Origin of the sequence: Streptomyces achromogenes (assembly GCF_030816715.1) — a bacterium.
Taxonomy (GTDB): Bacteria; Actinomycetota; Actinomycetes; order Streptomycetales; family Streptomycetaceae; genus Streptomyces; species Streptomyces achromogenes_A.
Genome location: NZ_JAUSYH010000001.1, coordinates 8,823,367 through 8,841,259 on the forward strand (window position 1 = coordinate 8,823,367; position 17,893 = coordinate 8,841,259).

15 protein-coding genes and 1 pseudogene are annotated in these 17,893 nt (G+C 68.8%); 6 read left to right on the forward strand and 10 right to left on the reverse strand.

Annotated features, from left to right (window positions below):
- Positions 1–6 precede the first annotated feature (6 nt).
- On the forward strand, positions 7–771 hold the full coding sequence (locus QF032_RS38770) for a polysaccharide pyruvyl transferase family protein (protein ID WP_307049366.1): 765 nt from the start codon (positions 7–9) through the stop codon (positions 769–771).
- Entirely contained in the window at positions 768–1,604 is an 837-nt protein-coding gene (locus tag QF032_RS38775) for an aspartyl/asparaginyl beta-hydroxylase domain-containing protein (protein WP_307049368.1), read from the forward strand. The genes QF032_RS38770 and QF032_RS38775 overlap by 4 nt, the downstream gene beginning before the upstream one ends.
- A gap of 5 nt (positions 1,605–1,609) precedes the next feature.
- Here QF032_RS38775 and QF032_RS38780 read toward each other — a convergent pair whose 3' ends face one another.
- From QF032_RS38780 to QF032_RS38790, 3 genes are all read right to left on the reverse strand, one after another.
- Positions 1,610–3,691 (reverse strand): sulfotransferase, encoded by a 2,082-nt coding sequence (locus QF032_RS38780; RefSeq protein WP_307059778.1) that lies wholly within the window; start codon positions 3,689–3,691, stop codon positions 1,610–1,612.
- Positions 3,692–3,765: 74 nt separating this feature from the next.
- Complete coding sequence (locus QF032_RS38785) at positions 3,766–5,157, reverse strand: 2OG-Fe(II) oxygenase (protein ID WP_307059780.1); 1,392 nt, start codon at positions 5,155–5,157, stop codon at positions 3,766–3,768.
- Positions 5,141–6,559 carry an IS30 family transposase gene (locus tag QF032_RS38790; RefSeq protein ID WP_444875865.1) on the reverse strand — a complete coding sequence of 473 codons (1,419 nt, stop codon included), beginning with the start codon at positions 6,557–6,559 and terminating at the stop codon, positions 5,141–5,143. The genes QF032_RS38785 and QF032_RS38790 overlap by 17 nt, the downstream gene beginning before the upstream one ends.
- A gap of 116 nt (positions 6,560–6,675) precedes the next feature.
- Between QF032_RS38790 and QF032_RS38795 the strand changes: the two genes are divergently transcribed.
- Positions 6,676–7,602 carry a hypothetical protein gene (locus tag QF032_RS38795; RefSeq protein ID WP_307059782.1) on the forward strand — a complete coding sequence of 309 codons (927 nt, stop codon included), beginning with the start codon at positions 6,676–6,678 and terminating at the stop codon, positions 7,600–7,602.
- Here QF032_RS38795 and QF032_RS38800 read toward each other — a convergent pair.
- Entirely contained in the window at positions 7,538–8,362 is an 825-nt protein-coding gene (locus QF032_RS38800) for a hypothetical protein (protein WP_307059783.1), read from the reverse strand. The two genes, QF032_RS38795 and QF032_RS38800, sit on opposite strands and share 65 nt — an antisense overlap.
- A gap of 406 nt (positions 8,363–8,768) precedes the next feature.
- Positions 8,769–10,622, reverse strand: coding sequence for a peroxidase family protein (locus QF032_RS38805; protein ID WP_307059785.1), 1,854 nt, complete (start codon positions 10,620–10,622; stop codon positions 8,769–8,771).
- 88 nt (positions 10,623–10,710) lie between these two features.
- On the opposite strand from QF032_RS38805, the gene QF032_RS38810 reads away from it, so the two are divergent.
- Positions 10,711–10,971: a helix-turn-helix domain-containing protein gene (locus QF032_RS38810; protein WP_373430441.1), complete on the forward strand. Its 261-nt coding sequence runs from the start codon at positions 10,711–10,713 to the stop codon at positions 10,969–10,971.
- A gap of 1,021 nt (positions 10,972–11,992) precedes the next feature.
- Positions 11,993–12,322 (forward strand): hypothetical protein, encoded by a 330-nt coding sequence (locus QF032_RS38815; protein WP_307049382.1) that lies wholly within the window; start codon positions 11,993–11,995, stop codon positions 12,320–12,322.
- Positions 12,323–12,884: 562 nt separating this feature from the next.
- Here QF032_RS38815 and QF032_RS38820 read toward each other — a convergent pair.
- Positions 12,885–13,874, reverse strand: a complete 990-nt coding sequence (locus tag QF032_RS38820) for an NAD(P)H-dependent oxidoreductase (protein WP_307059787.1) — start codon at positions 13,872–13,874, stop codon at positions 12,885–12,887.
- A 169-nt stretch (positions 13,875–14,043) separates the two neighbouring features.
- Between QF032_RS38820 and sigJ the strand changes: the two genes are divergently transcribed.
- Entirely contained in the window at positions 14,044–14,991 is a 948-nt protein-coding gene (gene sigJ, locus QF032_RS38825; protein WP_307059789.1) for an RNA polymerase sigma factor SigJ, read from the forward strand.
- Between the two features lie 372 nt (positions 14,992–15,363).
- Here sigJ and QF032_RS38830 read toward each other — a convergent pair whose 3' ends face one another.
- The 4 genes and pseudogenes from QF032_RS38830 to QF032_RS38845 form a co-directional block, all read right to left on the reverse strand.
- On the reverse strand, positions 15,364–16,002 hold the full coding sequence (locus QF032_RS38830; protein ID WP_307049386.1) for an MBL fold metallo-hydrolase: 639 nt from the start codon (positions 16,000–16,002) through the stop codon (positions 15,364–15,366).
- A gap of 146 nt (positions 16,003–16,148) precedes the next feature.
- Positions 16,149–16,455, reverse strand: a pseudogene (locus QF032_RS38835) (transposase family protein); the annotation flags it as partial.
- A 102-nt stretch (positions 16,456–16,557) separates the two neighbouring features.
- A complete protein-coding gene (locus tag QF032_RS38840) occupies positions 16,558–16,905 on the reverse strand; it encodes a MerR family transcriptional regulator (protein ID WP_307049388.1) in 348 nt (115 codons plus the stop codon).
- Between the two features lie 19 nt (positions 16,906–16,924).
- Positions 16,925–17,863, reverse strand: coding sequence for an aldo/keto reductase (locus QF032_RS38845; protein ID WP_307059791.1), 939 nt, complete (start codon positions 17,861–17,863; stop codon positions 16,925–16,927).
- Positions 17,864–17,893: the final 30 nt, after the last annotated feature.

The following is a 17,893-nucleotide window of genomic DNA, read 5'->3' on the forward strand; positions in this document are numbered from 1 at the left end:
AGTGACGTGGTCGATACCGTACCCGCCTTCTGGTGCCGGGCGCCCAGTCAGGGCAACGTTGGTGACCGGCTCACCCCCTGGCTGATCCGCCGGATCTCCGGAGCCCCGGCCCGGTGGGTCGCTCCGCATGCCCCGGGCCGCAAGCACTTCGTCACGGGCAGCGTGGTCGCGCTCGCGGGGCCGGGCTGCGTGGTGTGGGGAGCAGGGGTGATGGAGGCCGGCGAGTACGTGGATCCGCGGGCCGAACTGCTCGCGGTCCGGGGGCCACTCACCCGGGAGGCGGCCCAGCGGTCGGGTGCGGCGTGCCTCCCGGTCTACGGTGACCCCGGTCTGCTGGTGCCCAGATACCTGCCGCGTCGCCCCGCCCGGGCGGGCGCAAGGCCCGCTGTCGTACCGCACTTCGCCGACAAGGCCCGGGCCCGGCGCGGCGTTCCGCAGGGCTGGCGAATCATCGACGTGCAGAACAGCGTCGAGGACGTCGTCGAGCAGCTCATGGGTGCCTGTCTGGTCGCCTCGTCCAGCCTGCACGGCATCGTCCTCAGCCACGCCTACGGGATTCCCGCTGTCTGGATCAGCTTCCGGGACCTGCCCAGCGGCGACGGCAGCAAGTTTCACGACTACTTCCTCTCTGTCGGGGTGCCGGTACCGCCCCCGGTGTCCGTCGGTCCGGTCGGCGCCGGTTTGGACGCGGTCGCGCTGAGTGATTTCGCGACGCTCCCCACACATTTCCCTGACCTGGACCTGCTCCTCGAGAGGTGCCCCTTCCGTTGACCGGTGAAGATCGAGACCAGCACCACGATCAGGACCATCCTCCGGATCCGCGACTGCTCCTGGACGGCATCCGCGACGCCAACTACCACCGCGCCGGCATCCGCTGTCTGCGGCTGTTCTCCGCGGACGCCCCGACCGCGAAGAGACTTGCCGCGGAGGTGGAGCGGTTGCGCGCCCGGCACACTCCCTCGCTGGCGAGCGCCACGGGCCATGTGACGGCATGGGCCGGTCCGCGGGGCCGGGTGGAGCAGTTCAGTCTGCTCAACGCCTCCGGGCGCTGTGACGACTTCTCCCGGGATCACGATCTGTCGTGTTTCGGCAAGGGCTTTCACCATCGCGCGCACTATCCCGCGTTGGCCGCGCTGGTCGAAGCTCTGCCGCACTTGGTCAACTTCCGGATCAACGTGCTCGGCCCAGGTGCCGCGCTCGCGCCGCACGAGGAGCACAGTGTCGTGCGGACGCGGACCGGCACCGTAGGCGTACGAGCCCGATTCCACCTGCCGCTGGTCACCAACCCGCAGGCGTCCCTGCAACTCGAGGGCGATATCCACCACTTGGAGGCCGGCAACGTCTACCTGGTCAATCACGGCTGTGTGCATGCGGCCGCGAACGCCGGGGCCGCGGACCGGATCCACCTCGTGTGGGACATGCTGCTCACCGCCACCGCCGCCGAGGTGATGTTCGGGACGGCAGCGGCGCCCGAGGGATTCACCCGTACGCGGGTACGCGCCGTACGCCCCGCGGGTCGGCGGACGGTGACCCGGTGGGAACGGATCGCGCCGCAGGTCACGGAGGCCGAGGCCCGGCACGTCGGCTTCCTCGAGCCGCAGTAGCCGCTTCAGTACAGGGTCCTGGAGAACTCGGCCGGGACGTAGTGGAACAGCAAAGAGGTGTGAGTGCTCCCGTCCGGCAGCGGCGGGCGCCAGTGCGCTACCCGGGTGCCCCTGAAGAGCACGGCCTCGCCGGGACACTGGAGTAGGGAGACGGACCCCCGGCCCGTGTCGAGGTGCAGCGGCCAGCCGCCTGCAATTCCCGATCCCGACTCCCCGAGCAGCAGGGAGACCGTGTACTCGCACTGCTCGCGGTCAACGTGCCGGTCCAGGACGGCGCCGCCGCGGTACGCGGAGACGTAGGAGTACGAGGGTCGTACCGGCCGTCCGGCCAGGCGGCCCACCAAAGCGCGGAACTGATGGTGGAAGAAGCGCGACAGCGACTCGTTGTACCAGCCGTAACGGCCTTTCACCTGGGCGTCTCCGAGCGGCCAGGAGCCGGTCGCGATGAGCCGTTCGTAATAGTCGAGCAGCGCCTCGCGATGGCGGGGGTGCAGCAGGCGGCCCATACCGCAGACATCGGTGCGGGCGAACTCCTCGGAGGCGGCGGCCACGGTGTCTTCGGCCCGAGCCGTCCGCCGGGCGCGCACCTCCGCAGCCCCGAGCGCACCGGCTCCGGCGAGCGAGGCGCGCAGCCGTGCGGGGAACCCTGGAGGAAGGGGGCGTCCGGGGGTGAGTTCGCGCAGCGCCCAGAACTCCTCGAAACGGATCCAGTACGGAACGAGTGCCCCGGTGGCGGGTTCGTCGGTCCACAGGATGGGGTGGCCGGGCAAGAACCGGTCCCGGAAGCGCGCGCGGCGCGCCAGCCCCAGGGGGATGGTGACCCCTGCCTGGAGCACCACGGCCGGATCGAGCACCATGCCATCGCGATGGCTCATCGTCTCGACGGTGGCCGGCGCATCGGGGTCCACGTCGTGTAGCCAGCAGGCGAAGGAGGGGAGATCACGGGTGGCCGCACGCGTGGCCGGCGCGCCCTGGGCTGCCGGGGAGGCCGGGGTGGACTTGGGCATCGTGGTGCGTCCGTTCGTGAGGCGCTGCAAGGTCTCCTGCACGGCATCGAGCGCCGACGGGTCGAAGCCGGGGGTGTGGCGCCATTTGCCGGAGCGTGGGGGGCTGATCGTCGTGGCCGACAGCGGCAGGTCCCAGCCCCGCGGTGTTGCGGGCAGTCCGAGCACCGCCTCCAACCACCGCAGCGTTCGAGCCGGTGCACTGCGCAGTTCGGCGTAGTCGACGTCCACCCATGGGACGTCCGGACGAAGGGCCCGGGCATCCAGGATCGCCTCCACGGCAGCGGCCCACTGTCGGGCCGCGATCCGGGTGAGGTCCTCGCCGGCCCACGCCCGCCAGCCTGTCGGCAGCAGGAAGTGCCAGGCCCGCCGGGGCCAGCCGGGCAGGTCCGGGATGTTGACGAATCCCGGGTGGGCCCATGCCCGCACCATGCTGGCCACCGTGTCGCGGGCCTCGCGGTGCAGGTGGACGACCGTGGCATCCGGAAACAGGTGCAGCAGGAAGGGGAGCCGCAGGCTGTTCTCCGGGGTTTTCTCCAGCAGCCTGAGAGGCGCGGACCGCGGGCCGCCGTTCTCGAGCCGGCTTCGCCCTCGTGCATCGAGCAGATCGGCGAGGAAGCCCGCGCGCACCGGCCCAGCCCATGCTTCGGCATCCCGGGCACCCAGCGCGTGCGAGGCGTAGCCGCAGGCCGCCGGATGGAGTCCGGGCACCCCCTCGATCACCCCCTCGCTCTCCCCGCCGACCGTCCACAGGGCAGGGTTGCGGGCCAGGGCATCGAACAGCGCGGTGCTGCCCGAACGAGGCGGGGAGACGATGATCACGGGCGCCCCGAGCGCGGCCGCCGGGACGGCGCGTACCGGCCCGGTGACCGGTGTTCCCAGACCGGTCATTGCGGGGTCCCGTGCCGCGGAGAACCCCGAGGCCGCCGCGGCCGAGGCGAAGAGGAAGCGTGCGCGCACTCCACGGGCGTCGGCCCGCACACTGCGGGCCAGTAGCCCCGGCACATCAGGGAAGGGCCCGTGGTGCGTCGTGCGCGCCTCCCGCCGCGCGCGGCCGGAGGGGAGCTCCACATGGCCCGTCACGGACCAGGCCGTGAACTCCCGTCGTTCCTTCAGTCCGTTCCGCCCGCTGTCTTCCCGAGCGTCCTGCCGGCCGCTCACTTCCGGTGGATCCAACCGGTCACGCTGAACCGGCTGTCGGCGAACGCCTTGCTCGGCACCCGGATGGGCAGGACCTCGTGGTCGTGCCGGCTCGGGAAGAACATCGCCAGGTTCGAGCGCGGCACGATCGTCTGGCTGCGATCCGTGGGGACGACCTGCCCGTCCTCCACGATCGTCTCGAAGACGCGCAGTTCCCCACCGGAGAACCGGCGGGGCTCGGCAGAGAAGAAGTAGACGAACGTGAGCTCGCGTGTGTCCCCGCCATCGCTGTCACGGTGCATGCCGAAGTAGTCCCGGTCGCCGTTTGCCGTCACCTGCAGTTCGATACGGCCCAGCGGGAAAGCCGGGTGGCCCAGGCGGGACCGTACCGCCTCGAGTTGCTCCTTGATGCGCTCCGTGAGCAACGCTTCGAAACGACCGAGCCCGTCGAGGACCAGGCTGCTGCGGATCCGCTCATCCACCACCGCAGAGCGAGTCCCGCGCGGCTGGACGGTCGCCGCCGAAAACTCGGATTCCCTGCCCAGCACGTACTGGAGAAGCTCGTGCTGCTCCGCTTCGGTGAGGAACTCGCGCACCCCCTGGGCGACCTCGGCGATCACGTCCCTCTCGAACCGGCCTGTCCCCGTCGGCACTCCCGCCGGCTTGCTGTAGTGGCCGCCCCGCACCAGGCGGGCGATCTCGGACGGGACGCTCACCCGGTCAGCCGTCCATTCCGCGCGCGATCCCAGATACACGGTCCCGTGAAAGGCGGCGTTGCGCTCGTACACGTCATCCTCGACCGCGCCCGCGAGCACGTCGACGGAGTCGGTCCCGGCCAGACCGAGGCTCTCCAGCAGCTCACCGGCCGGCGCGCGGTAGGTGAGATAGCGCGCCGCCTCGGTGAGGAAGACATCCTCCGTGCGCTGGAAGCCGACCCGGCGCAGGGTCAGGTCTGCAAGCCTCGAGTCCTCGGCGATGAGGTAGTGCACCTCGGCGCCGGGGTCGACGGCCAGAGTCTCCAGCGCCTCCTTGTACAGCGCGGCGCACAGCCCGGTATTCGTCAGACTCTCATCGCCGACGTGCACCGGGCTCAGCCCCCAACAGCCGTCGGAGACCAGGTGCGTCTGCAAGACGGCGACGATGTTGCGCGCACCCAGACCCCACGGCGGCCACGGCCGGTCGCGGACCGCGGCGAAGATCTGCGAATCGCCGTCATAGAACATGGGCAGCACCACCTCGTCCATCAGATGCGGTGCGCCCGTCCGTCGGAAGAACTCGTACAGGGCCGCCTTCGCGGTGTCACTGAGCTCGTCGAAGATCTCGATCCGCGTGCCGCCGTTGCGATCCGTGAAGAAGTCGCGTCTGATGAGCTGGGTCATGGCCTCGGCGAGTTCAACCAGTCGTTGCAACACCGGGCTGTTGCAGCGAGCGTAGCTGTTCTTCGAAGACCTCGGTCGGCGTCCGCCAACCCAGGACTTTGCGGGGCCGGTTGTTGATCGCCATGGCGACGGCTTCGAGGTCCGTGAACGACCAGCGGGAGAGATCGGTGCCCTTCGGGAAGTACTGGCGCAGCAGCCCGTTCGTGTTCTCGTTCGTCGGTCGTTGCCAGGGCGAGTGCGGATCGGCGAAGAACACCTTCGTCCCGGTATCGAGGGCGAACTGGGCATGAGCGGAGAGTTCCTTCCCGCGGTCCCAGGTGAGGGTTTTGCGTAGCTGCTCAGGCAATTGCGTCATCGACGTGGTGAGCGCTGTGTTCATCGCGATCGCGCCATAGCCCCCGAGCGAGGGGCCGTTCTTCACGGGCGGCTTCTCGCCCCAGCCCTCGAGCCGGGGCAGGTGCACCAGGAGCGTGGAGCGGCTGCTGCGCTCGACGAGCGTGCCGATCGCGGAGCGGCCCGTCCCGATGATCAAATCGCCTTCCCAGTGTCCGGGGACCGCGCGGTCCGTGGCCTCGGCGGGGCGTTCGCTGAGGACGACGTCCGCGGTGACATGCCCCTGCGGTTTGTTCTGCGACCGTGCACGGGGAGTCCGCAGCGCCCGGCCGGTACGCAGACACGTGACCAGCTCCCGCTTGAGCGCGCCACGGCCCTCGATGAACAGCGCCTGGTAGATCGCTTCGTGGCTGATGCGCATGGACTCATCATCGGGGAAGTCGGCATGGAGACGGTGCGAGATCTGCTCCGGGCTCCATGCCGTCGCCCATCGTCTGTCCTGCCGGTGCGGCTTGTTCAGCCCCTTCCATGCGGGCGTCCTGGGTCCGGGGACGATCGTGCTGTCGGGGCGGCGGATGCTGTCGGCGAGCCGGTCCTGCACGTACTCACGCAACCTGTCGTTGCCTGCGAGCTTCGCGGTCTTCGGCCGCTTGGCGGCCTGCTGTGCTTTCCACTGGGCGACCGTCGCGCGGTACTCCTGCTTGCCGCTGCGCGTGGCGGCGTTGCGGCGCAGTTCGCGAGAGATCGTTCCGGGGTCACGCCCCAGGGCGCGGGCGATCTCGCGCACGCCCTTGCTCATCGCCCTGAGGATCGCGATCTCCTCGCGCTCTTCGAACGTGAGGTACCGGCCCGTGGGCTCGGCCAACGAGATCGGAGGCATGCCGCCAGCGTGACGAAACCACCTCGCACCCACCGGCCACGACACGCCGACCGCCAACGACGCCTCCACCGTCGTGACCCCCGTGGCGATCAGTCGCCAGAACTGGCGCTGCACGACCCGAGACGGATCAGGCCGCCCCGGCGAACGCATCGCCGGCCGCAACGCACGGTCAGCGCGCCACTGCCGACGCCGCCCCTCCGGGACATCGCTGGTCTTCAAACTCCAGTCCGCCGTAGCCACGTCGCACACCTCCGAGATCAGGGTGTTGCGACGACCAGTTGAATCCACCCTCTCCTGTCATGTCGCTGTGGTGATCCGGGTCTGGAGGACAACGGGTGGACCTCGCCGCCGGCGCACCTTTTCTGCGGGTGACCCGTCCCTGCGGCCAGGTACTGCCGTGGCTGGTGGTCCGGGCGCCCGTCGTCACACGCGCCCAACACGTACGCCTGGATCAGCTGGCCGCCGAGGGCTGCCGCTTCATCGGCGCCACCAGTTATCTGGGCTTCCCGGGGGCGGGCTTCCGTGACGAACGCGACTACGGGCTGCTCTGCGAGGCGTGGCTGCACTGCTTCCGGGACCCGGACCGCTTCCTGCCGCCGAACGGGTCGCGGGCCCGCGTGAGCGAGTCCGACTTCACCGACCCGCTCCGCGTCGCCCCGCGTATGGCGACACGAACCCTGCCCCCGGAACTGGTCGCGGACGTGGTCCACGTATCCGGTTCGGAACCCTGGCGGCAGCGGGCCAAGAACTGGCCGCTCGCCGCGCGCTGCCTGCGTCGGCTGGCCGAGGAGACGGGCCTGCGGATCCTGGTTGTCGACGCCCCTGACGACGCGGAACCGCCGCCCGGCGTCAGGCTGACAGGACCGCTGGAATGGCCGCTGCTGCTCGCCGCGATCTCCGCTGCGCGCTGCCTGTTCGTACCGGCGGTTCTCGACGCGTCGCCGAGGGTGCTCGCCGAGGCGCTCTGCCTCGATGTGCCCGTCGTCGTCAATCAGGCGATCCTCGGCGGCTGGCAATACGTCAACCCGTTCACCGGGATCTTCTTCGACGGCACGGACGACGTGGTGCCCGCAGTCCTCGAGGTGGTCGCCGCCGAGAGCCGGCCGAGGGCCTGGTTCATGGCCCACCACGGGCCGGCGCGCGCGGGCGCGCGCCTGCTTCGCCTGCTGCGTACCCTCGACTCCTCGCTGCCGGCCCTCACCCACGTGCTTCTGGCCTCCGACCGCGGCGAGCGGGAACAGGCTGTGCCGGGGACACGTTGAGAACCAGCCTCGGAACGCCCTGCATGGGCGATCGGTGGATCCACACGTCCGTCACGGGATGCGGCGACCAGTGCTGTCGTACGTCGATGTGCTTGAAGTAGACGGTCGCATCCCGTGGCACCCGGTGAACGGGGGCGCGGGGCCGCAGGAACGAGGGTGCCTCGTCCATGGCGATCAGCCGGCCGGGCGCCGAACTGGCGGCTCGCACGCTGCAGGTCCCGGCACCCGCCATCCGTGACAGCCGCTCCCTGCGAGACAGGTAGGTGTAGAAAGCCGCCATGCTCAGCACGTCGTCGCAGGCCACGTACTCGGTCGTCGGACCGTTGTAGACCCGTACGGCACCGATCGTCGGCGCCTGAGGTGGGACCGTGTCGACGTGGAACCCGCAGCGGCGGGTGGGGGCCTCGGTGAACACCCGCACCATCACGCGCCCGACATAGGCCGTGGCCATGACCTGCTCCACGATCCCCGTCATGTCGTCCAGGAGTGGACCCGACACCGCCTTGGCCGTATCGGCGAGGGCGGTGCGGGACCAGTGGGCGAAGTCGTCGAGGGAGGCCGCGGGCAGGGTCGTACGGGCGATGACGAGCCGCCGCGTGACCACCAGCTCGGCCAACTCGTCCAACCAGTCGGCATGTGCCTCCGGGGGGACGATGACCGCGGTCAGCCCGGGGTCCGTCAGCCGCGCGATGTCACGTGCCGTGGATCCGTGCAGGACACCTGAGGGGAACGTCTCCCCGTTCCGGATGATTGGGACCACGGGTCGCACCGTAGTCACCGGCTCGTCCGACAACCGGCCGACAGGCGAGGCACGAGGCGCGAGCACCCGTTCGGCTCAGACGCCGGTCCCGGCTCCCTCGGAATCAGGCCTCGAGGGGTGCTGCGGCAGGTTGGTCGGTGTCGTTCGACACCGACCTGGACGGCGCTCTTCAGGTCGCGTACGTAGCGGACGTGAACGGGGCCGGTGGCGACGAGGAGACGGCTCCTCGCCGGAGGGGCTCCCCGACGCCGCGTCAGAGATGGTCGCGTACGACGTGCAGGAGGGGGGAGAGGTCCTGGCGGACGTCGGTACCGGCAGCGTGCCGGTACCGACGGCGTGGGTCACGCGCTCGACCAGGTCAGGTCAGGGTTGTGGACGGCGGCCAAGGCCAGAGGGCTCTCAGCTGTCAGGAATCACCCGTGCCGGACTGCGCCTTGTGCCATGGCACGAATGCATTTGTCAGCCCCGCGAGGGCCGGGCGCAGCTCCGGGTGGTGCCGCAGGATCACCGTGGCCATGGAGTTGTCGTCGATCCAGGCCATGCCGGCCTTGGAGTACACCTCCGGGGTGTAGTACGAGGTGAAGAAGCGGTCACTGCTCAGCCTGACCGAAGCCATCAGGATGAAGATGCGGAACGCGGTGTTGCTGAAGGTGAACCCGGCCGGAAGCCTCTCGGCGTACATTCCGATCGTCAGGTCGACCTTCTCGATATCGTTCTCGTACAGCCGCTTGATCTCCTTGGCCCACGCCGCGTTGTCCGTAAGATCCTCGAAGTTCGCCGCGGGCTTCATCCGCAGAAGCCGGCGGAACTCGTTGTAGCGGGGGATGCCCAGCTCCCGGCTGCGCAGGATGTCGGTGGCGGCGAGGTCCTGGAGGTGCCCGTCGGGGCGCTGGTACTCCTGGAGAAACTTCGGGAAGTTGTGCAGGGTGACCAGTCCCGGGTGGAGTGTGCCGAAGCTGTAGAGCAGATCGCCCATGTTCGTGGTCTGGAGGACCTTCAGCGCCTCGGGTCCGGAGATGTCGCGCAAAGAGCAGTGGCGCAGGGTCTCGTTGTCGACGGCGGAGCGCAGGTCCCAATCGTCGCGGATCAGCGGATGCATGCGGTAGATGGCCACGAACTCCTCGGTGAGGGCGAACGGGGCGCCGTAGTGATCCGTTTTCGCGCCGGGGATGCCGCTGACGATCTCGCTGTCGCTGATTCGGCCAAGGAGGTTGTGGATGCGTTCCCCCGCGAGGCCCCACCAGTTGGTCTGCAGGGCCTTGACGGTCGTGGGATGGCTGATCACAGCCGGCGTCCACTCCACGGTGTGGATTTTGGCGATGAGCGCGGAGTTGACGAGCCGCGCCCGCTGGAACAGCTCCTCGTCGTCCCAGGACGGGTACGCGGCATGCAAGTGGTCGCAGACGGCGTTGTGCTCCCGGGCGAACAGGTTCTGCATGATCACCAGGCCCAGCCAGAAGCCGGGCACCCGCGACGGGTCACGAGAGGGGTCGGGGAACGGGGTCTGCTCGTCGTCCCACAGCCGCAGTCTGCCCAGCTCACCGGTGCGCAGTTGGCGTTGCTCCGCGTCACTCGACCCGTAGATCTGCGAAGCGTCCCACCAGTGGGAGGAGACGTTGACGCGCGTGTCGGGCATCTCGGCATCCGCCTGCGGATCCCGGGTCGGGTCCTCGGGTGTCCGCATGATCCGCATCGGACGCTCCGGCCAGGGATCGTCGTCCATGAGGGGCACTTCCCAGGGCCGGTCCTCAGGATTCGTACCGTGGCTGAACCAGTCGCGGATCATGAACTGCAGCCAGGTGGAGACGAGGGAGTTCACGGACTCGGCCGGGATCAACTCGTGACGGGTGAGCAGGGCTCGGCTGACGTCGCGCGGGTTCGGCCGGGATAGGACGTCCTCACGCGTGGCCGGCGCGATCTTGTCCAGCGGGATATTGCGGTTGAAGCGGGTGCCCGCCATGCCCATCCGAGGCTCGTCGAGGTCGTTGTAGCTGCCGTCGGCACTTCGGTTGACCTTGTGTTTCTCCAACTTCGGCCCGGGATCGGGAAGGTTGACCGAGGGTAGGTGCGTGGTGTCGTGGAGATTTTCCTGACGGAGCCTCACGCGCAGTCCGAAGAGGACCGCCAGGCCAGGAATCACGGCCAGCTTGTCCCAGCCGATGCGCCGGTCGACATACTCGGCCAGATCGCCGGCGATCTTCCACGGAAGAGAGGCGGATGAGGAGCGGGAGCGGCGGAAGAGGGAACGTAGTGTGCTCATCGGGGTCCTTTCGTGGCACCGCCGGCTTCAGCCGGGGGAGGAGACGAAGCCCCGCAGGTTTGATGTTCACCTGCGGTCTGGCTGGTTTGTGCGCGCGACCGCGGACCATGCGAAGCGGGCGTACTTCCATCCGACCGATGCGCGGGCGGCCGCGCCGTCGCGCATGTTCGGCTGCGTGCGGACGGTCTGCAACCTGGCTCTGGCCGCCCTGGCCGAGGCGTGGGCGCGGCAGGAACGGGTCAACTACAGCGCCACGTCAGTGATCGCCGTGGACCGCTTCTTCCCCTCCTCCAGGGTGGTGCTCCTTCGTGCCGCTGCACGCCGCCGACGCCGCCACCGCGCCGCGTGATAGCGGCGCGATGTGGTCGGATCCCGTGCCGGGCTCGCGGAATACCGGACTCCGCCGTCACCGGGGCGCGGTCCGGGTCGAGGCGCCGGATGAGCAGGGTGGGCGCCGGCAGGCCAGCGATCCTGTTGACGAGCCGGGCGCCGACTGGCAGATGCCCGAGGTGAGCGGCCGGAAGGCGCGTTGCTTGGCCACGGTGGCTCCTCGGATCTCGGATTGCGTTGACCATTGCGCTGACCTCTGCCGCGATGGCGCACATGCGTCTCGACATCACATCTGAATCGGTCTGGCATTCACACTAGGAGACGTTCCGATCGCCTGCATGTCGGAACAGCGCCGTGAGGCTGTGGGTGAACTCCGGACAGCCCGGAAGGGAAGGGTGGTAGGCGAACGTAGGGCGCGGTGTGCCGGTCCACCTCAGTGGTAGGCCGGTCCGCTCGGAATCAGCAATTGTTGACGGCTTGAATAGTCGCCGTTCATGACCTTCTTGAGGCCATGGGAGGTATCCACTACGCAGTGCGGATCCCGGAGGCGGCGGTTACGGTGGTATGCGGAAAGGGGCGTCGAGGTGCCGTCGCCCACTCAATGTCCCGTACATGTGCTGCAAGTCGCGGTCGGTAAATCCTGAAAGAACAAATCTGTGCCATCGAGAAATCCCCGACGGGGGATTTCGGGCTTCACGGGGGTGGTGGGCGTTCCGTTTCCGCTGACCTCCGTTATCGGCCCGGAGAAGCGGGGCAGTGAGTGTCGGCCGTTCGAGCGTTGTCACGTCCACCGCCGTCCGAGGGGCTTGCTTGTCGATGACGGGGCGATCGCCTCCGGCTGTGTCTCGACACGAGGGGATCGGCCCGCAGCTGAATCGGCCGAGGCCTCAAACGGAAGGGATTCGGAAGTGCAAGCACAACTCACATTCGACGAGGTGCTCGGATACCTCAAAGACAGACCTGACGTGACCCGGACGTACCAGGTGCCGAGGGGGTCCATCTCCAGGCTTGCATGCGACGAGGCAGCGGGTATGCGAGAGATGGACGAGGCCGAGACTTCGCAGCTGGCCGACTATCTGGACGTACCCGCCAAGGACCTCAGGGGACCCTTGAAGGTCGTTGACGTTCGGTGCTCCTACTGCACACACCACCTGTCCTTCCTCGACTTCGCCAAAACAGCGGTCGAATCAGGAGCACACGGGAAGGAAGGCCTACGTCAAGTGCTGACCGGCAAGAGTGGTGAGTGGATCACCATTCGCGGCCGGGACGGTGGTCGCCCGGTGAGCTGCGCGCAATGCGGCAACGACGTTCCACGCCCGATGGCCGGCTGCTATTCGGAGTACTCGTCGTCCGACTACGCATACGCCTGACCTCTGCAGCACCTGGTTGCCACCCAGCGCCGGTCGGGCTGCCCGGCCGACCTGGTCGTGACTCGCATCAACGATCAGTAGCCACGCTGAAAGCTTCTTGTACGTTCGGCGGTAATCTCCGCCCAGGCGGAACACGCAAGCAGACCGGACCACCACGGCCGGCTGCCTGGGGGAGTGACAGTGCAGCTGCCTCCTGCTCCGCAGCTGGGACGGACAGTTGGTCCAAGGCCGCTTCCAGCCGCCGGGCACGGTGATCGGACTGGTGACGGTGGGGGCTGTTACCGAGGGGGTCGATGAGGATGGAGCGGCGGATGGCGGCGAACAAGCCTTCGTTGGGGCCGTTGCCCAGCACGGCGGAGCTTGGCCATCTCCGTTCCCTCGGCGTCGGCCGGCAGCTGACGAGGGGCGTTGTAGAGTGCCGCGACCTTCCCCGAGACAGCGAAGTACTCGTCCGCGACGGCCCGGTCGGCGATCCGCTCGTACACACGGGTCATGGACAGCGACCTGTGCCGCGCCGCCCCGCGCCGCCCCGCCGGGCGGGGCGGGGCAGGGCCCGTTGACGTCACGGTTCGAGGTCGACGACCCCCTTGCCGCCCAGGATGTCCAGCGGTACGGAGATCTGGTCGTGCGTGATCAGCCATTCGCCGTCGATCTTCCGGAAGCAGAAGGTGACCCGGACCCACATGCCGCCCGCCGCCGTCCCGTCGGGCAGCGTGCCGCTGAGGCGGCCGAAGCCGTGTGTGTACGCCACGTCTTCGCCCACGGTGGGCATCAGGTCGCGCACCTCGTAGGTCACCTCCTGGAAGAACGTGAACACGTTCGCCCAGTTCTTGAGTTTCGCGTCGATCCCCACGTGCTGGAGCGGCGGATCGATGTCGAATGACACCACGTCCGTCGAGTAGAGCCGCCTCAGACCCTCGAGGTCCTTGGCCTCGATCGCGTCGATGATCCCGTCGATGTGGCGGCGGATCGCGGCTTCGTCCGTCTCGCGCTGTGTGGGGGTGGCTGTCTGTCCTTCCGTGCTCTGGGCGACGACGTGATCCAGCAGTGTGTCGAGGGCGCTGACGTGGTGGGCGCCCGGCTTGAGTATCGCGTGGTCCTCGAAGTCGGTGTGCAGGGACAGCGAGACCTGCGGGGTCACTGCACCCATCTGGAGGAGCTCACACAGTGCCCGCAAGTGACGGGCCGCATGGGCGCCGCCGCCAGCGCCGTAGGAGACGAACCCAACGGCCTTGTGGGTCCACTCCGCGTACAGGTAGTCGATCGCGTTCTTGAGCACGCCGGGGATGGAGGCGTTGTACTCGGGGGTGACCATGACGAATCCGTCGAAGCGGCCGATGGTGTCAGCCCATGTACGGGTGTGCCCGTGCTGGTACCGTCCAGCGAGGGCGGGCAGCGGCTCGTCCAGATGCGGCAGCGGGTGGTCGAGCAGGTCGATCACCTCGAATGCGGCGTCGCCGCGGCGGGCCGCCCGCTCGTGGACCCACCGGGCGACCTGGTCGCCCTTGCGGCCGGGGCGGGTGCTGCCGATGAGTATTCCGATCCTGGTCATCGCTGTCTCCTGAGGTGTCCCACCCGGGTTCCCCGGGCCGGTGGTGTCTGTGAGCGGTACGACGACACAACCCCGCGGAACGTCAGGGAGAGTCGAAGACCTGACAATCGGACGTGCTGTCTCGTCGGACCGCCGAGGGACGATCCGAGATCAGGGAGCCACCGGAACCATGACCGATCACGTGAAGTCACGGCACGACGAGTCCGACGCGGGCTTGGACGCGATCATCAGCGAGCGGCGGCGGCTGATCGGTCTCGCCTACCGGCTCCTCGGTTCTCTGGCCGAGGCCGAAGACGCGGTCCAGGAGACCTACACCCGCTGGTACGCCATGTCCCGACAGCAGCAGGACGCCATCGAGTCTCCCGGCGCCTGGCTGACGACGGTCGCCACCCGCGTGTGCCTGGACCTCCTCGGCTCGGCGCGGGTCCGGCGCGAGCGTTACATGGGCGAATGGATCCCGGAGCCGCTGCCCGAGCGGACCGACTGGATCAGCGGGCGCCCAGGCGCCGCCGCGACCGACCCCGCGGACCCGGCCGACCGGGTCACACTCGACGAGTCGGTGAGCATGGCGTTTCTCGTCGCCCTCGAATCGATGAGCCCGGCTCAGCGCGTCGCACTCATCCTGCATGACGTCTTCGGCTACCCGTTCGCCGAGATCGCCGGGATCACCGGCCGCACCCCGGCGGCTTGCCGCGAACTGGCCTCCTCCGCCCGGCGCCGCGCCCGCGCCTCCCTGCCCCCTGCGGCCCCGGCAGCCCACCAGGCGCGCCTCGTCAGGGACTTCAAGCAGGCGTGGGACGCGCAGGACATCAACGCCCTCGTCAGACTCCTCGCCCCCGGCGCGACGTTCACGGCGGACGGCGGCGGCGTGGTCGCCGCCGCGCTCCACCCGATTGAGGGCGGCGAAGGGATCGCGCGCTACCTTACCGACCTCGCCGTCCGGGCGTCCGGAAGCCTGACGGTCCTGGAGCGCACGGTCAACGGCCGGGCCGGTCTGGTGATCGAGCACGAAGGCGTCACCGTGGCCGTGTACGCGTTCGACGTCGCGGACGACCGGATCGCGCGCATCTGGGCGGTGCGCAACCCCGACAAACTCCGCCCGTGGACGGCTGGCTGACCGGCTGGACCACGACAGCCGGCCCGCGTCCCGTCGTACGCGGGCGCGTCCTTCGTCCTCAACCGTACGCAGAAGTCCGCGGTCAACCCCTCGCTCGCCCGCGGCCCCTACACCGTCCTGCATACCAGCGCGGGTCTGTGGACGTACGACCGCAGCGGTGTCTTCAACGGCCGGTACCTGCCGCTGGCCCCCCTGCCCGGCAGCGGAGTTCTCCCGGCCGGGACCTACCGGCTGAACATGCAGAAGCTCGACTCGCCGCTGCGGTCGCTCAGCACCCCCTGGTTCAACGTGGTCGTGGCCGCCCCCCGACCCCTCCACGGCTGACCGGCTTCACCCCCGAACGGCCGCTCCGGCGAATGCGGAGGGCGGGAGTCATCGCCGGGAGTCGGGCTTGTTGAGGTCGACTGACTCGCCCAGTGGGATGCGGGCGTAGTCAGTTGGGTGTTCCTCCGTCAGCCATGCGTCGAAGTTCTGCATCCCGATGTCGCTGAGGTTGGCGTCGTGGATGGGGAACGCCCGGGTCGGCCGTACGGCGCGGACGAACTCGATGGCTTCGCGGAGCTTCAGCCATGGACCGGATGCCGGGACGAGCAGTGTGTCAACCGGTTCGACGGGGACGAACAGGGAGTCCCCGGGGTGGTAGACGCCGTCGACGATGAAGCCGATGTTGGGGCAGCCGGGCAGGCCGTCGATGATCTCGGCGTGCTCGCCGCCGACGGCGCGCACGGTGAACCCGGCCGCGGTGAAGGTGTCTCCCGCTGCGACGGCGGTCGCGCCGTTGCCGAGGGCTGCGGCAAGGGCGGCGTGGGTGTGGACGGTCAGCGCGGGATGGCTCTTGCGGGCTGCGGCGAGCTTGCCCACGTCGATGTGGTCCTCGTGCTCGTGGGTGATGAGCACGGCGGTGGCGCCGGACAGGGCTTCCGTTTCGGAAAAGGTGCCCGGGTCGATCACGAGCACCCGATTGCCGTCCTCGATGCGCACACAGGCATGGCCATACTTTGTTAAACGCATCTGATCAACCTACCGTCAGGAGCCGGTCAGCATCAGCGATATGGGATGGGGCCACCGATCCCCGGGTCAGCCCGCGGCACCCACGAGATCGACGGTGGCCGCACCCGTCCTCGCACCGACTTTCGCCAACAGGATCAAGACCCACAGCCGGAGTATGAGGGGGAGTCGGCAAGGAGTGTGACCTCACATTCGACAACCACTGCCCTCTCTTCTGATGACGAACGCCTTCCCCGGATCGTCCTCATCGCCTCCTCCAAGGGCGGAGCGAGGGTGGACAGAGCCGCGACGGCTTCACGTATGTAACGGCAAACAGTCGCGACCCCGATGCCGAATTCTGCGGCGAGTTTGGGCGTATGTGTTGCGTCACCGCAGGGGGGCCGGGGCGAGCAGGGCCTGGCGTGCGGCGGAGAGTCGCCGCCAACGCGTCCTGGTCTCGCGTCGTCCGGCCCTCAGTTGTCCGGCTGAAGCTCACTGGCCGAGCTGCTGGATTTGCTCCCGCTCAGTCGCCCGCTATGGGAGATACCAGCCTTGAAAGAGTGCGGATGCGCCCGGTGCTCAGCTGTAGTAAGCGATCTTCTCGTCGAGAACTTCCATGGCCCGGCGCAGAGCCGACACCCGTTGCTCCAGGGCGGCACGGCGCTCGCGAAGGAAGGCGACCCGGTGCTCCGGAGGATGCTCAGCGCGCAGAATGGCGATGAACCCCCGCAGGTCCGCGATGCCGAGGCCGGCCTCGCGGAAGCACGTGACCAGGCCGATCCAGAAAAGGTCGTCCTCGGTGTACTCTCTGCGCCCGCCGGCGGAGCGCCGGATCGGGCCGATGAGCCCTTCGCGCTCGTAATAGCGCAGTGTGTCGATGGAGACGCCAGTGCGCTCGACGGCTGTTGCCGGGGTGATGGTGGTCATGAGGCTCCTTTGGCAGCTGCTACCGGGCTTCGTCGAAGCGCGCGACGTGTTCGTCGCTGAGCCGCACCCGGCGTGCAGCGAGTGCCTCCTCGATCTGCTCCACCCGGCTCGCGCCGACGATGGGATCGATCCCCTGCCGCATCAGCCATGCCAGGACGACCTGGTTCCTCGTGGCCGAGAGCTCGTCGGCGACGTCATTCAGGACCGCGAGCACCTGAACGGTCCCAGGATGATCATATGTCTGCGGAAGCTGCTTGTCCGCGCGCACGTAGGAACCCCACATCAGCGAGCTGTAGGACCACACGGCGAGCCCCTCCGACCGCGCGAGGTCCAGGTCCTCGGCGCCGAGCAGGCGATGGCCGGCCTCCGCGAGGGAGGTGAGCGGGCGCGGCTGGACGAGTGAGTGGCGCAGTTGCAGGGCCGTCCACGGTTCCACGCGCTGCTCCCGCGCGAGTGACCGGGCGCGCTCGACGCGCCAGGCGGCATGGTTGGCCGCCCCCACCCGCCGGGCCGCCCCCTTTGCGACCAGTTCACCGAAGGCGCCGACCGTCTCTTCCAGCGGCACGGTGCGGTCCTCGGCGTGGGCCCACAGCAGATCGATGTGGTCGACTCCCAGACGTCCCAGGCTCTCCTCCACGCCGGCATGGACGGCGCGGGCGGAAAGCCCTTCGGCGCTCTTGGGCCAGGAGTGCGGGACGAGCGGGTTCTGCCGGACCTTCGTCGCGATCCGTACCACGTCGCGAGCACCCGGCCGTGCCCGGAGCCACGCGCCGATCAGACGCTCACTGGCGCCGCCGACGCCACTGGGGTCGGTCCAGAAGGAGTAACAGTTCGCGGTGTCGAGCCAGATACCGCCGCCGGCGACGAAGGAGTCGAGGATCGCGAAGGCCCGGTCGGGATCGACGCGGGTGCCGAAGTCCATTGTTCCGAGGATGATTTGGGGGTCGGTGGTGTTCATGCCGCCCATGCTCGTATCTGGAGCGCGCTC